We start from the raw sequence: 13,913 nt of genomic DNA, 5'->3' as shown, positions 1-13,913 counted from the left end.
AAATCGTCTAGCCGAACTTAGAGGCGAACTCCTCTGGGGCCGGCTTCCTGGGACGGCCCCGGACGCCGGATGGTTGGCGTGTGAGCTCATCGAGGCCGGTCTCGATACGGCCGCGGTCTGGGAGCTTGCGGGCCACACGTTGTCCGTCGGGCCAATGTCTGACGTCGAGCCGCTGGTTCGCCAGGTATTGGTGGAAAGTGGCTACCCGCCTATCGATCTGCAGCGCACGCCGTGGGCGGTCGCCAAGGGTGTGGCGCAGGGCATTGTGGACGGCACACTGCCCATCGGCACGGGCGGTGACTTCCTGCTCCTTGAGCTCGGAGACAGATGGTTGACTTCCCAGGAGATTCGGGAACTGATCTTTCTTATCGACGACTGGGAAGATCTGCACGGTACTCCGCCGACCGACGACGAACTTCGAGAGCTGGCAGGGAAGGTCGTCGATTTCGCAAGGACGGTGCTTGAGGCGAAGGCGGATCCGGGATCGTAGTACGGGAAGTTGTCGCCAGGCTGGCGATCACCCCGGAGCCGAGTGCCCTCACCGCAGGCATGGCGGGTTTACAGCGGGCTGACGGTTCGAACGCTGAGTACTCTACGACCTGCACTTCTGATCGGCTGCGGCACCGACAGTCCGCTGTTCATCCCGCGCATATCCCGGACCTTGACTCTCGGCCCTGTCCTGGTGTCCCAGGGACGTTCGTGACCGTCCGAAAGTGGCGAAGCATCTTAACTTAGGGCATAAGGTGTCCCCGTGAATGTGATCGAGTTCCGCGTTGAAGGGCCGGTCGCCCCCATCGTCTATCCGCATATGGACATCCTGATCGACGGCATCAATCTCATCGAACTCGCGCGCGTCGTCGAACTACCACTGGCCTCACTGGAATCCAGCCCAAGCATCGCAGGCGCCTATGCGGGGCTACTGGAGCGAGACTTGATCTGCTGGCCAAGCACCCATTTCCTCGGAGCACCTCATCTCCAATGGTTTTCCGACGGAGATACGGTGCTGCTGGGCTGCGAATGCCGCGAGTGGGAATGCTGGCCGTTGACCGCGCAGGTCGAGGTAACCGAGCAGACCGTCACCTGGTCTGGGTTCCGTAACGGCCGCCGTCACAACTGGGATCTCAGTGCACTGGGTCCTTTTGTCTTCGACAGACAGCAGTACGAGGCGACTCTCCGTAGAACCGCCGCCTCCCCGAGGCTCTCTTGACCGCAAGCTCACCAAGTAGTTCCCAGGCCCTGGAGCGGCCCTCGGCATGGAGCTGGACCGCAACAACCCTGCTCAGTGAGCCGTGCTGAGGAACGAAGCACGGATCGTCGATCGCCCCCAGCAATCTACGGCGGCCGGCCATGCAGTGGCGATCGTAGGGCTGCATCTGTGCGGCGGCGTGGCAACCCCGGTCGGAGCGTTCGGCAAGTACGGCGGGGCTGGCGTGCGGTGCCCGGCCCGGTGTCCCGCCGCAGTCCGGGACCGGCCCCCAGGCCGCACGCCCGGACGGCGGGCGGGCGGAGGGCCGGGGTACGGCGGCGCGCCGCGCCGCCGCTTGATACCTACAAGAACTATTCGGCAGTGTGCTGACTACACACAAGCGTCCAGTGCTATTGGGCTGGCTTTGCAAACTGTCGGCAGGACCCTGGACGCAGCTTACAGCCGTGGTGATGGCACAGATAGTTGAGAGCCGCCGTTGCTGTACATGACTGCTGGATAGCCATGGGCATGACCTAGGCCCGCCGCAACTACACCAGGTTTTAGATGTCGAAGAGCGTGTCTAACCGTGTTGTGGCACTCATCATGTCGGCGTCGGGCTGCCGCCTCACCCGCGTTGATATGCCAGCATGTCTCGCCCAGGCGCGAAAATGCTTGCCGACCGACTGTGTCGTAGCTGGTTTCCAGTCGGCGGAATGAGCTGAGTGGAAGATACGACCGACGTCCACTGGACTGGCTGCGGGATTCTGAATGAGCAAGTCAAGGGCGTCGCTACCGCCGGGCACCCTCCGCAGCAACTCCATGAGGACGGCCTGCAAAACTTTGCCATCGGAGATTAAATCCGGCCGAGCAAGGCGGAAGGCCTCAGCAGAGTCGGGCTCGACCGCACCCAAAGCAAGCAGTTGTCGAAGAGAATCGCGTTCGTAGCGATCGAGAGCTGATATTTTGAGCGGGCCATTGACTAACTTAACTAGCAGTGCGATGCACGGCCCGGGCGGCTCCTGCGGAAACACGCCCTTCGTCCTGATAGGCAGTCGTGCGCCAAATAGCCTTCCCATGCCCGCCGATCCTTCGGGAAGCACCAGGATGGACTGTCCCTTGAATCGGGCAATGCCAGCGTACTCAAACCACTGAACAAATGCCCGGGCGTAAGAGTGCCAGGTCTGGGGCGCAACTTCAACCGCCGGAAAGGCGTTCGGCAAGGTCTGGGCAAATAGGCTTAAGCTTACCTGATTGCTTGACCGTTCCGCCAGCGAACGCAAGGTGGAATAGGCCCGGTGTCTTCGCAACGCTGCCGTTACGTGGCGACGGAGCGATTCTTCACGGTCTTCGCTGTGCTACACCTCGTCAATCAGTCGTACATGGTTAGGCTCGTACAATGAGACACCGAGGACACGCAACTCTCGGGTCCGGTTCCAGATCGAGTTCTCACTGGTTTGGAGACGGCTCGCAACCTCCTGAACATTGGAAGTTCCGCCGTCGCGCTCAAGCTCCTGAAGCACCCGGGAGACGGAAACGGGCGCATACCGAATGATGTACGAGTCCTCGATTGGTACGCGGCCAGTGTTAAGGAAGTCCCTAAAGATGTCCCAATACGTGTCGAATCGTTCGGAAATCTGAACGATCAATCGACGATCAATCAAGCCGCGGACGATTTGAGCTGGATACCGATCCATGATTTCGGTCGCTAAGACCGGAGCGAAGCGGGCAACAAACCTTAGTGCCTCTTGCTCCTGGGCATTCAGCACTGCCAGATCCGCCTCGAAAAGGCTCTGAACGTTTAAGGACTCGGCGAGGAGGTGCTCTTGTGTTGCACCGCCTCTAACTTCCGCGATCAGATGGTCGGCTAGCTTCTTGAATAGCCAGGGCAACCCTTGCGAGTACTCTCGCAGTCCGCGACGTAGCTGCTGAGAGAGTCGCTCTCCGAGTTCTCGTTCCAGCCGGCGCATTAGTGTATCAACTTCGCGAGGGCCGAAGCGGTCGAGATTAACTACCTTCGCAACACTGCGAATCTCGTCCCGAAGCCTATACGGATGATCCTCAGTCCAGCCGATGTAATCGGTCTTCCATGCAAAGCCAACGATTAGAGGATTCTTGGCCTCAAGAACCAGCAGCGCCAGATCGCGGAAATCTCGTGTTAGCTCGTCATCCCGGAAGACATTCTCAAACTGATCAAAGAACACGAGGAGCGGAGCGGTGCGCCTCCAGGTTGCCGCAGCTATCGTGGCTAGAGCTGATGGCAGGCTTGCCCATGACGTGCTATCTGGCAATGTCAGGAGACCGCGCTCCTGGCCTTCGATAGCGGCTCGCCTAAGAGCTGCGCTGACAAAGGAACGTCTGCTTGTTGCGGTGCGAGCATCGATCACGACAGCATGACCGCCGCGTTCATGGGCGCTGCTTGCCATTCTCAAAGCCAAGGAGCTCTTGCCCCACCCTGATTGCGCGTTCAGTACAACAACTCCGGGTGCCTCCGAAAGAGCGTTGTTAACAGCCTGGAGTGCCAGCTTGCGACCGACGAAGAACTCTGGCGATGCGGGGAACTGATACTCAAAATCGGACCGGCTGCCTCGCACTAATGCGATGACCGGCTCTTCAACTGAGGATGTGACGGGCTCTGGTGGACCGACCTCGTCGATGACCGGCAGTTCTTCCGAGTATTGGGAGCCAGCTATAAGATCAATAGTGGGCTTCGGAACGGGGCCTGCAGCGCTCTTCACCAACACGCGTATTGCGGTGCGTGTGTTGGGGTCATTTTCCTTACCGGCAACAAATAAGCCATGTTCCGTGACAATCAAGGCATTGTCGGTAACAAGGACATTCCGGCGCGAGATTGCCGGGATTAGGTCATTGTCGCGAAGAATTTTGACAATTTCTCGCGATGCAAGAACGGTCAAGCTCGTGTCATATTCTTGCACTTCCCGGACGAACTCGTCAGCGTCCGGTGAAAGTCTAGGCGTTACAATGAGGAAGCCGTGAACGTCCTTATCCCGGAGTCGCTCCTTTGCCAGTTTCCCAAAGAACGATGTCGCGGCTTGTGCTTTGACCGGCGTCGAGTAGCACTTGCACTCGACGACTGCCCGATGGCGGGTTAGTCGATGCCTAACGCTAAGGTCAAGCTCTATGCCGTCCGACGTGACGTTCAGTCGCTGAGGTTGAGGCTCCTCATAGCCGTGAAGTTCCAGCAAGCGACCAGCGAACTCCTCAAAAAGGTGTCCCCTAGCGTTCCGCACAGCACCCGGAGAGTCGCCCTCGGCTAGGACGAGAATGATGGGGTCCGCCGATACGGTTGTCTCCATGGTGAGCCTTCCCGTTGCCGACATCATCTTCGAGGTTACGGGCTCCATCCGACAACCCGGCGTGGAAGGAACGATCAGCTGCTGTAGGACACGAGGCTCCCAAGATTCCCTGGCAGCTGAGAGCGCGCGCCGCCGTGATGGTGCAGAGAAAACTCACGCTCTGGGCTCCGGCACAGTGTGATGTCGCTGTCTCGGCTCTCGGCTCTCGGCTGGAAGCCGTGTACCGCAGATGTGCAACACGGTAGCTTCGCGGTGTGGCTGATGACGCTGAGCTGACGCGATGGGTTTTGCATGGGGAACGGCTGATCTACGACAACCGGTGGATTCGGTTGGGGCTGGCCGATGTGGAGATCCCGGGTGGGGAGCGGTTCGAGCATCATGTGGTGCATCTGGATCGGGCGGCGATCGCGGTTGTGCTGGATGAGCAGGATCGTGTCTTGCTGATGTGGAGACATCGGTTTGTGTTCGATCGGTGGGGGTGGGAGCTTCCCGGTGGGCTGGTCGATGCGGGTGAGGATCCGATGGCGACCGCTATTCGGGAGGTGGAGGAGGAGACCGGATATCGGCCGAAGAACGTTGAGCATCTGGTGAGCTATCAGCCGATGGCCGGCATGGTGGATTCGGAGCACATTCTGTTCGTGGCGCGGGGGGCCGAACTGATGGGCACGCCTGAGGGTGAGGTGGAGGCCGATCGGATCGAGTGGGTTCCGATGGCGGAGATTCCCGGAATGATTGCCCGCGGGGATATCTGGACGTCGGGGACGTTGATCGGGTTGCTTCAGGCTCAGGTGTGGCTCAACGGCCGAGGGCGCGGTTGACGGCTTTCGACAGTTCGTCGATGCGGCGGCGTTGGCGGCGGCTGCCGGTCATGGTGGCGAGCTGCTGGGCGCGGTGGATGTGGGGTTGGGCGGCTTCGGGGTCGCCGGCGGCGAGGAGGGCGTGGCCGAGGTCGCAGCGGACACCCGATTCGGCTCTGTTGTGGGTGCCGTCCATGCCGGCCAGGGCTGAGCGGAGGTCGTCGGCGGTGGCGGGGTCGCCGAAGCGGACGAGGCAGTTGCCGCGCCAGCGGGCCAGGTGGTGGGCGTTGATGAAGACGTACGGCATGTCTGGGTCGGCATCGCCTTCGGGGAGGAGGGCGGCGGCTTGGTCGAGGGCTCGGCGGCAGGTGGGTTCGTCGCCGAGGATGGCGGCGGCGTCTGCTTCGGCGAGTGAGAGCCAGGTGCGCAGGCGGGCCGGTAGGCGGACGTGGTGTTGGGCGTGGACGTGTTGGATGAGGGCGGTGGCTTCGGCGGGGCGGCCGAGTTCCGTCAGGACGTAGGCCTGTTCGCCCGACACGTAGGCGAGTAAGGAAGGGTCTTCGGCCTCGTAGGCGGCTGCTTTGGCGTGTTCGTAGTGGGTCCAGGCGTCGTTGAGGGCGAGGGTGTTGATGGCCTGCCAGCCGGCCAGTGAGGTGGTTTCGGCGAGTAGGTGGGCGAGTTGGGCGCGGATGCCATGTCGTATGGCATGGCGGTGAGCGCGTTCGATCTGGTTTATCTGGGCGCGCATCTTGTCGGCGATGGCTGGGCCGCCGAGCTTGCGGTCCAAGAAACGCAGGTTGTTGGTGTCGGTGTGAAGGATCATGACCGTGGTCGGGTCGATGCTCGCGGCGGCGTCCAGGCGGGTGAGCAGTTCGCTGGTCTGCTCTTCGTGCTCCTCTTCGCGGTCGCCTGTGGGAGAGGCGATGTCCAGTGGGGCCAGGCCGAGGAGCATGCGCGCGTGGTCGGGGAGGCGTAGGCCGGTGGCGATGCGTTCGATGACGGCGAGTTCTTTGATCGTTCCGCCGCCGTGAAGGATCTTGTTGACGCGGGGTTGGCCGAGGCCGGTGGCAGTGCCGATGCGGACCTGACTGGCGCCGTATTTGGCCGCAAGAGCGAAAAGTCCGGCAATGTCGCGCTCTCTGAGCATTTCCCGGTTTTGTTCTTGGTCCCAGACAGCAGCGGGTAGCTCAATTGGGTCAAACGCGCCATTCTGCATTGCTGACCTCCGGCTTTCTCATGCCGGGATGATGCATTGCCATCGCGCGGAGCATATATGCCCTCGTGCTATATCAGCGTGGGATAGGTAAGAAAAGTATCGGCAATCATGCTGTCCGGCATGACAACGCCAGTCAGATGCACAGAGTGCGATGGACGGGGCTGGAAGATCGTCACGCGGCGCGGCCACGTGACGGCTTCGGGGCTGGGTCTGGCGGCATCTGCGCAAGAGGAATGCCTGTACTGCCCGGGTCCGGCCGAGACGCCCCAAGAGCGGTTTGAGTGGGAAGTCCGGATCGACTCAGGGCAGGGTGAGGCGCTGGGGCCGTGCGGATCCAGCGCGTTCCAGGCCACCGCGATGGATGAGCTGCGGAGGGCGCTGCGGGGTATGCCGCAGGAAGCTGCGGTCCGGGGCAGCATCGCGCACAAGGTCTTCGACTTCGGCGCGGCTGCGGATGGCTGGTCGAGTCGCGAGATCTTCCGCGCGTTCTTGGATCCGGCGGGATCGGTGCGGTTCGAGCGGGTGGTCAAATGATCTCCCCTATTACGATCACCGTGGATCCCTGCGGGTCGGCCAATCTTCTTCAGGAGGCTTTGCGTCGGGACGGAATCAACACCGATGTCCATGACGGTTATGGGCTGGCGTTGGTATCGGTCTGGGTGGGCCTGGTCGTGTGGTGTGACGGCGGGCGCTTTTGGTGGCGTACTGGCTGGAATGCCGATCGTCGGCGCGTCATTTATGCGTGGCACCCAGCGACTGATCCTTTTCGGGCGGCTCGCCGTATCGCCATGCGGTACGCCGAAGTACGCGCCCAGCAACGTGCCATCGACTTTCGTGCGGCGGGCCGACACGGGGCGTCCTCAGTGGAGCCGCAATGAGCTGGGCATGGGCGCGCATCGGATGCCGAGCCGCGATCATGACCATGGACCACAGCCCACCCTCCACACGCGCCTACCGCTCGCTGCTGATCGGCCGTGAAGGCGTCGTGGTGGCCGTGCTGCGCAACGACAATCTCGCCCTCCTGAAACTCGACGATTCCTATTACCTGCCGGCGGGGGCGCGACGATGGGCCGTGGCCTGGGACGACCTTGACGTAGGAGAACCGGCGCGCGTGTCCGATGTGGCTGACCCGATGTACGTGGCAGGCTTCACCAAAGGCGACGGCAAGGTGGAGCAGCACGCCGTGCTGTCTGGAACGGAGGCGGCCGTGTGCTCATCGCCAGTCGGGCCGTTGCCGTTCTGCGGCTGGTCGCTGCCTTTCTCGCCCAACGCGGCTCACGCTTGCCCCAACTGTGTCACGCTCGTCGACGGGTCCTGATGGAAACCGCCTTGTGGCTGCTATGCCTGCGCCCGGGTGGGTCCTGACAAGCGCGCTCTCAACCGGTACTGTACTTATGCGCACGAGTGCAAGAGTGAACGGGCGGTTGAGATGAGCATGGATTTCGCCCCACCGAAATACGCCCAGGTGATGCGAGCCATTCAGGAACGGATCGAGTCGGGTGAGTACGCCCCGGGCGACATGCTGCCGTCCGAGACGCAGTTGGTGCGCGAGCTGGGCGTCGGCCGTACCACCGTGGTGCGAGCCTTGCAGACGTTGGCCATGCAGGGCTGGATCGAGCGCGAGCATGGACGGGGCTCGTTCGTGAAGGGACGGCCGGAGAGCGCGGCCGATCGGGTGCGCCCCAGTCAGACGACTGCCGAGCAGGGCGAGAGCCCTGATGCCGTGGTGGAAGCCGGACGGGTTCCGGCTCCCCGGCACGTGGCGCGTCTGTTGGGTGTCACCGAGCGGACCCCCGTGATCATGCGCAAGCGGGTGGCGCGGCAGGCAGATGTGGTCTCGGCGGTGGAGACGTTCTGGGTACCGCTGGAGTATGCGCTTGGCACCGACCTGGACAAGCCCGAACCATTGCGACGCGGGATCCGGCAGCATCTCCAGGCGGTCAAGCAACTGCGCTTCGATCACATCACGGAACGGGTTACCGCGCGCAAACCGACCAAGGAGGAAGCCGAGCTGCTCGGCTCGTCCAACCCGGTGCTCGGCGTGCTCGCCACCGTGCACGACCCGGCCGGCGCCGTGCTGATGGTCGTGAGCGTGGCTCTGCCGGGGAGCCTGCATGAGCTTGAGGATGTCTTCAAGGTGAGCTAACTCTTACCCGACCCCTTCGGCTCAGCCACTTGTGCGGACGAGTTGCCGTCATCTACGCTCAACTTATGCGGACAAGTGGACGAGCGAACGAAGAGCGCGTCCCGAGTGAGAGGAACCCCATGGCACTCCAAGGCCCCATCCCGATCACCTTCGAGCAGGCGTTCCCGCACGGCTGCTACCTGGTCGGCCAGGTCGAGCAGGTCAAGAACTTCGAGGCATCCACCAACGGCAAGACCGTCTACGCCAAGGACAAGACCACCGGTGAGCCGATCTGGCAGGTCCCCGTCATGGACGGCGACACCACCCTCAAGGCCGCTCAGAAGACGGTCGCGGTCAAGCTCCTGTCCCAGACCGCGCCCGTCGCGCCGCCTCCGCTGGCCGGCCTGCCGATCGCTCCGGTGGAGTTCACCGGCATGACCGTCACCCCGTACGTCAACCCGGCCGGACGGCTGGCCTACTCCTACCGGGCCACCGGCATGCGCCCGGCCCGTCCCAAGCAGCAGGCGCCCACCGGTCGAGAGGCCGCGGCATGAGCTCCGGCCCCTACACCTACGTCACGCTGTCCATGCGGCCGGACTCCGCTCCGCATGTGGGCGTCTCGTTCCACACGCCCGGACTTCGGGTGAGCGCCGGAATGCTGCTCAGCAACCCGCGGCCGTACTTGGAGTTCAGCTCCAGTGAGGCCGACGTGCACATCTCCACCACCGCCGCCGGACCGGTCACCGACGCCGACCTGGCCACCGCACGCGAGATCTTCAACGCCGCCGCTCGCTACCTGGCCGACTGCGAGCGCCTGCACGTCGAACCGTCGGCCACCAGCAAGGACGCCGACGACACGGCGGCCTGACAGGTAAGGCGGGGCCGCCAGAAGCGCCAACTTCCGGCGGCCCCCGTTCTTCTCCCCTGACTTCCACATCACGAGAGGTTCCAAGCTTATGTTCAGGCGGCTTCCCGGTGACCAGGCACGTGACCTGGTCACCACCACGCCGGACACGGCCGTCGTCTTCCGCCCGGCCGTCGTCACCACCCCCGCCATCCTCACCCTGATCATCCTCACCGGACGCATCCTGGCCGGACTCATCCGGATGACGTGGCGGCACCCCATCGCCATGCTCGCCATCGCTATGCCCGGTGTGCTCACCCTTCTGTACGGCTGGCGCGTCGCCCTCCTGCTGTCCACGCCGGTCCCGACCGGGCTGATCGCCTGCGCGCTCACCAACCGGGCCTCCTTCGCCCGCCTCATCGGCTGGCGATTGCTCGCCTGGTGGCGGCTGGTATGGGTCTACCGGCGGCACTGGCAACCCGTCATGATCGTCTCCGGGCTCGGCCGGCACATCCGAGGCCGCGACTACTTGCCTCGCCTCGGCAAGGTCACCTGCACGCCTTGGGCCGACCTGGTCAGCGTGCGCATGCTCAAGGGGCAGGCGGTCAAGGACTGGGCCGACCGCATCGACCACCTCGCCCAAGGCTTCGGCGCTACCTCCTGCCGAGTGGCGCTGTCTCAGGCTGGCCGGATCACGCTGACGTTCCCGCGTACCGATCCGCTGGCCGTGCCGATCCCGGCCCGCCCCCTGCCCGATGAACCGAGCGTGGGCGCGGTCGAGGTCGGCAAGCAGGAGGACGGGCGGCCCTGGCTGCTCAAGATGCACGGCACACACATCCTGGTCGCCGGCGCCACTGGGGCAGGCAAGGGTTCGATCATCTGGTCCACCATCCGTGGGCTCCTCCCGGCCGCGCGGGCGGGCCTCGTCGAGCTGTGGGCGCTCGACCCCAAGCTGATGGAGCTGTCCTACGGCCGCGCTCTGTTCGGCCCTCGCTACGCGGCCACCCCGGGAGACTGCGCCGACCTGCTCGACCGGGCGGTCCAGGTCATGCAGGAACGGGCGGCGCGCTTCGCCGGACTCCAGCGCTCCCACGTGCCCACCGTCGATGACCCGTTCGTCCTGGTGGTCGTCGACGAGGTGGCGTTCCTGACCGCCTACCAGTCCGACAAGGACCTCAGGCGGCGCATCGCCGCTGCCCTGGCCACGCTCACTACCCAGGGGCGCGCGGTCGGCGTCGGCGTGCTGGCGGCGCTCCAAGACCCCCGCAAGGAGGTCATGAACATCCGCAACCTGTTCCCCGACAAGATCGCCCTCCGGCTCGACGAGTCCGAACAGGTGGACATGGTGCTCGGCGACGGCGCACGAGATCGCGGCGCGCTGGCCGATCACATCTCCCCCGTTCCCGAGTTCGGCGCAGGCGTCGGCTACGTCCGGCTGGAAACCAGTCCCGATCCGATCCGGGTCCGCGCGGCCTACGTCTCCGACGCCGACATCCGCGCCATGGCCGTCACCTTCGCTTCCGAAGGTGGTGCGTGATGCGGGTCTGCTTCCACGGCACGGCCGAAGAGATCGCGCTCGTCGCAGGCCGCCCCATGCTGGTCCTGCTGACCGCCCGCGACCTGCCGCGACTGAGGGTCTTCGAGGTCTTTCACCCGCACGTGCTGCGTCACCCCTACCAGGAGCGCTACCGGCTGTGCGCCGACCTGACCGAGACAGAGGTGAACGACCATGCGTGAGCTCGCCTACCTCCTCGATGGGCTGCGCTGCTCATCCTGCCTGACCGAGAACACGCTCTGGATGGACCTGGCGGCGGGCCTGGTCGAGTGCCGCGAATGCGGCCAAGGGGCGCTCATCCTCAACGACGATGGGGAGGAGCCGTGACCTACGACCGCTCCCTGCCTCGCGCCGAACGTCAGCGCATGCCCAGAGCACGCGACGTGGCCCGAGAGGTCGCTAAGGAGCACGGCGTCTGCATTCGGCCCGTCGCGCTCAAGCGCCTCGACATCCACACCGGACAGAGCGAGATCATCGATGTCCCGTGCGGGGCAACGCTGGAGGCCGTCTGCCCGCCGTGTGCCAAGCGCAACCGGCAGCTTCGCATGGCGCAATGCCGGGAAGGCTGGCACCTCGAACACGAACCGACCATCACGCCGGATGAACCCAGCGAGGAGCAGCGCTGGCTCGTCGAGTTCCGCGCCGACATGCAAGCCCAGCGTGATCATGCCCTCCAGGCGGGCGAAGACACCACCGACCTGGACGCGGTCATCACCGGTCTTAATGAGGAGATCAACGCGGCGGGCATGCGGGGCAACGTTCTGGGCGGTGCGGTGCCCAAGCGCAACCGCTCGACCAGGCGACGACAGGATGCCCCGGACCTACCCAAGCGGAAGATGACGGCCACGACCCTGGGGCAAACCTTCGAGGCTCGGAACGGCAAGGTCTACCGGCCCTCGCTCTTCGTCACGCTCACCCTGCCCTCTTACGGCAAGATCAAGAACGGGATACCGATCGATCCCGGCACCTACGACTACGCGCGGGCTGCCCGGGACGCGCTGCACTTCTCCAAGCTGGTGGATCGCTTCGTGCAGAACCTCCGCCGTGTCGCGGGCTATGACGTGCAGTACTTCGCCTCGGTGGAGTTTCAGAAGCGGCTCGCGCCGCACCTGCACATGGCCGTCCGGGGCACCCTCCCACGCGTCGAGATCAAGCAGATAGCGGCGGCCACCTACCACCAGGTTTGGTGGCCTCAGGCCGACCATGCGGCGTTCGAGGGCGAGCATCTGCCGGTATGGGAGCAAGGGACCGGCTACCTCGACCCCGACACGGGAGAGGTGCTGCCCACCTGGGACGAAGCTCTCGACCAGCTCGACGCCGACGAGGACGCTCGGCCACTCCACATGATCCGCTTCGGGGAACAAGTGGACGTCAAGGGCGTGCTCGCCGGCACCCCGGACGCCGACCAGTGCATCCGCTACCTGTCCAAGTACCTGACCAAGTCCCTCGGCGAAGCCCTCGACAGCCAAGCCCAGAGAGACCACGCAGCCCGCTTCGTCGAAGCTCTTCGATACGAGCCATGCTCGCCGACATGCCCGAACTGGCTGCGGTACGGCGTGCAGCCCAAGGACGCTAAGGCCGGCATGGCTCCGGGCCGCTGCCGTTCCAAGGCCCACAAGCCCGAACACCTCGGCTACGCAGGCCGTCGCGTCCTGGTCTCCCGCAAGTGGAGCAACAAGACCCTCGCCGAACACAAGCAGGACCGACGCACATGGGTCCTGGAAGCCCTCGGCCAGACAGACCAACCGACCGACCCACACCGCTACGTCTGGAAGCCCGTCCCGGCCGGAGACGCCAACGTGCCCCCACTGGCCGTACGCCTTCTCCGCGCCGTCGCCGAACGACGACGCTGGCGCGCCCACATGGCCCGACTCCAAGCCGAAGCAGAGGGCCAAGATCTTTCGGCAATTCGAGAGGAGGCAGCGTGATGGACCCTCTGTTCTATCGCCCCAAGGATGCGGCCGTGCTTCTCGGCATGAGCCGTACGGCTGTCTTCCGGCTCATCAAGACCGGTGAACTCAAGTCGATCAAGGAAAACGGCTACCGCCTCGTGCCGCGGTGGGCTCTGAGGGAATTCGCCCGTGCCTTGGAGGCCAAGGCGGGCCTGGCCGGAACGGAGGATGCGGCGTGATGGCGAAGAAGCCGAACGGGCGATCCTCCATCTACCTGGGCAAGGACGGCTACTGGCACGGCTGGGTCACCGTGGGTATCAAGCCCGATGGTTCCCCTGATCGTCGTCACCGGATGGCCAAGACAGAGGCCGAAGTAACCCAGAAGGTCAGCGAACTGGAGGGCAACCGCGAGAGCGGACAAGTCATCAAGCCTGGTCGCGTACCGACCGTCGCCGAGTGGATGACCGAGTACCTCGATGTGATCTGTGAACGTCTGGTCGCCTCAGGCAAGATGGCGCCGCGTACGCTGGCCGACTACCGCTCCAAGAACCGTCACTGGATCGTGCCCCTCCTCGGCCGACACCGGCTGAACCGACTCGCTCCCGAACATCTCGACGCGGCGTACACGACGATGCTGGCCAAGGGCCGATCCACGAGCACCGTACTGAAGGTGCATCGGATCCTCTCGCGAGCGCTCAAGATAGCCGTGCGCCGTGGCAAGATCACCCGGAACGTAACCACGCTCGTGGAAGCACCCACGGCAGCGGAAACGGAAATCGAGCCGCTGTCACGCGAGGAAGCGCGCCGCATCCTCGACGTGGCCAAGACCAAGCGAAACGGCGTCCGCTGGTCGGTAGTGAGGAGCCCGGCGTTTTCCGGACACGTCCCAAATGAACTATATGGTCGACTCTATCACGCAACCGACTGATTATCGAACCATTCGTCGAGGACTTCGAGCGGCGGTCGATAACCGAGCCCTGAATG

17 protein-coding genes are annotated in these 13,913 nt (G+C 64.1%); 14 read left to right on the top strand and 3 right to left on the bottom strand.

What is annotated here, in order from left to right; genetic code table 11:
* Window positions 1-154: 154 nt before the first annotated feature.
* A complete protein-coding gene (locus tag ACFLIM_RS36455; protein WP_393172933.1) occupies window positions 155-490 on the top strand; it encodes a hypothetical protein in 336 nt (111 codons plus the stop codon).
* 261 nt (window positions 491-751) lie between these two features.
* Window positions 752-1,207, top strand: coding sequence for a hypothetical protein (locus ACFLIM_RS36450; protein WP_393172932.1), 456 nt, complete (start codon window positions 752-754; stop codon window positions 1,205-1,207).
* 539 nt (window positions 1,208-1,746) lie between these two features.
* On the opposite strand, the gene ACFLIM_RS36445 is transcribed toward ACFLIM_RS36450, so the two are convergent.
* Together ACFLIM_RS36445 and ACFLIM_RS36440 are read right to left on the bottom strand one after the other, a co-directional pair.
* Window positions 1,747-2,466, bottom strand: coding sequence for a hypothetical protein (locus ACFLIM_RS36445; RefSeq protein ID WP_393172931.1), 720 nt, complete (start codon window positions 2,464-2,466; stop codon window positions 1,747-1,749).
* A 75-nt stretch (window positions 2,467-2,541) separates the two neighbouring features.
* Complete coding sequence (locus ACFLIM_RS36440; protein WP_393172930.1) at window positions 2,542-4,548, bottom strand: nSTAND1 domain-containing NTPase; 2,007 nt, start codon at window positions 4,546-4,548, stop codon at window positions 2,542-2,544.
* A 206-nt stretch (window positions 4,549-4,754) separates the two neighbouring features.
* On the opposite strand from ACFLIM_RS36440, the gene ACFLIM_RS36435 reads away from it, so the two are divergent.
* Window positions 4,755-5,318, top strand: a complete 564-nt coding sequence (locus tag ACFLIM_RS36435) for an NUDIX hydrolase (RefSeq protein WP_393172929.1) — start codon at window positions 4,755-4,757, stop codon at window positions 5,316-5,318.
* Here ACFLIM_RS36435 and ACFLIM_RS36430 read toward each other — a convergent pair.
* Window positions 5,296-6,513, bottom strand: coding sequence for an XRE family transcriptional regulator (locus tag ACFLIM_RS36430; protein ID WP_393172928.1), 1,218 nt, complete (start codon window positions 6,511-6,513; stop codon window positions 5,296-5,298). The two genes, ACFLIM_RS36435 and ACFLIM_RS36430, sit on opposite strands and share 23 nt — an antisense overlap.
* 120 nt (window positions 6,514-6,633) lie before the next feature.
* Here ACFLIM_RS36430 and ACFLIM_RS36425 point away from each other — a divergent pair, with 120 nt between their 5' ends.
* The 11 genes from ACFLIM_RS36425 to ACFLIM_RS36375 all read left to right on the top strand — a co-directional run bounded on the left by ACFLIM_RS36425 (window position 6,634) and on the right by ACFLIM_RS36375 (window position 13,857).
* On the top strand, window positions 6,634-7,047 hold the full coding sequence (locus ACFLIM_RS36425; protein ID WP_393172927.1) for a hypothetical protein: 414 nt from the start codon (window positions 6,634-6,636) through the stop codon (window positions 7,045-7,047).
* A 340-nt stretch (window positions 7,048-7,387) separates the two neighbouring features.
* Entirely contained in the window at window positions 7,388-7,831 is a 444-nt protein-coding gene (locus ACFLIM_RS36420; RefSeq protein ID WP_393172926.1) for a hypothetical protein, read from the top strand.
* Between the two features lie 111 nt (window positions 7,832-7,942).
* On the top strand, window positions 7,943-8,659 hold the full coding sequence (locus ACFLIM_RS36415; RefSeq protein ID WP_393172925.1) for a GntR family transcriptional regulator: 717 nt from the start codon (window positions 7,943-7,945) through the stop codon (window positions 8,657-8,659).
* Window positions 8,660-8,778: 119 nt separating this feature from the next.
* Entirely contained in the window at window positions 8,779-9,192 is a 414-nt protein-coding gene (locus ACFLIM_RS36410; protein ID WP_393172924.1) for a plasmid replication, integration and excision activator, read from the top strand.
* Window positions 9,189-9,506, top strand: a complete 318-nt coding sequence (locus tag ACFLIM_RS36405; protein WP_393172923.1) for a hypothetical protein — start codon at window positions 9,189-9,191, stop codon at window positions 9,504-9,506. The genes ACFLIM_RS36410 and ACFLIM_RS36405 overlap by 4 nt, the downstream gene beginning before the upstream one ends.
* An 88-nt stretch (window positions 9,507-9,594) precedes the next feature.
* Window positions 9,595-11,019, top strand: coding sequence for an FtsK/SpoIIIE domain-containing protein (locus tag ACFLIM_RS36400; protein ID WP_393172922.1), 1,425 nt, complete (start codon window positions 9,595-9,597; stop codon window positions 11,017-11,019).
* Window positions 11,019-11,219, top strand: a complete 201-nt coding sequence (locus ACFLIM_RS36395; RefSeq protein WP_393172921.1) for a hypothetical protein — start codon at window positions 11,019-11,021, stop codon at window positions 11,217-11,219. Before ACFLIM_RS36400 ends, ACFLIM_RS36395 begins: the two co-directional genes overlap by 1 nt.
* Entirely contained in the window at window positions 11,212-11,364 is a 153-nt protein-coding gene (locus ACFLIM_RS36390) for a hypothetical protein (protein ID WP_393172920.1), read from the top strand. Before ACFLIM_RS36395 ends, ACFLIM_RS36390 begins: the two co-directional genes overlap by 8 nt.
* A 38-nt stretch (window positions 11,365-11,402) precedes the next feature.
* Window positions 11,403-12,965: a replication initiator gene (locus ACFLIM_RS36385; RefSeq protein WP_393173036.1), complete on the top strand. Its 1,563-nt coding sequence runs from the start codon at window positions 11,403-11,405 to the stop codon at window positions 12,963-12,965.
* A complete protein-coding gene (locus ACFLIM_RS36380) occupies window positions 12,965-13,168 on the top strand; it encodes a helix-turn-helix domain-containing protein (RefSeq protein ID WP_393173035.1) in 204 nt (67 codons plus the stop codon). The genes ACFLIM_RS36385 and ACFLIM_RS36380 overlap by 1 nt, the downstream gene beginning before the upstream one ends.
* Window positions 13,165-13,857 (top strand): site-specific integrase, encoded by a 693-nt coding sequence (locus tag ACFLIM_RS36375; RefSeq protein WP_393172919.1) that lies wholly within the window; start codon window positions 13,165-13,167, stop codon window positions 13,855-13,857. The genes ACFLIM_RS36380 and ACFLIM_RS36375 overlap by 4 nt, the downstream gene beginning before the upstream one ends.
* The last annotated feature ends 56 nt before the right edge of the window (window positions 13,858-13,913 follow it).

The sequence above is a fragment of the Nonomuraea marmarensis genome (assembly GCF_043197025.1).
GTDB classification, from domain to species: domain Bacteria; phylum Actinomycetota; class Actinomycetes; order Streptosporangiales; family Streptosporangiaceae; genus Nonomuraea; species Nonomuraea marmarensis.
Note: the sequence above shows the minus strand (reverse complement) of the source record. Positions and strands in the feature narration are given on the sequence as shown.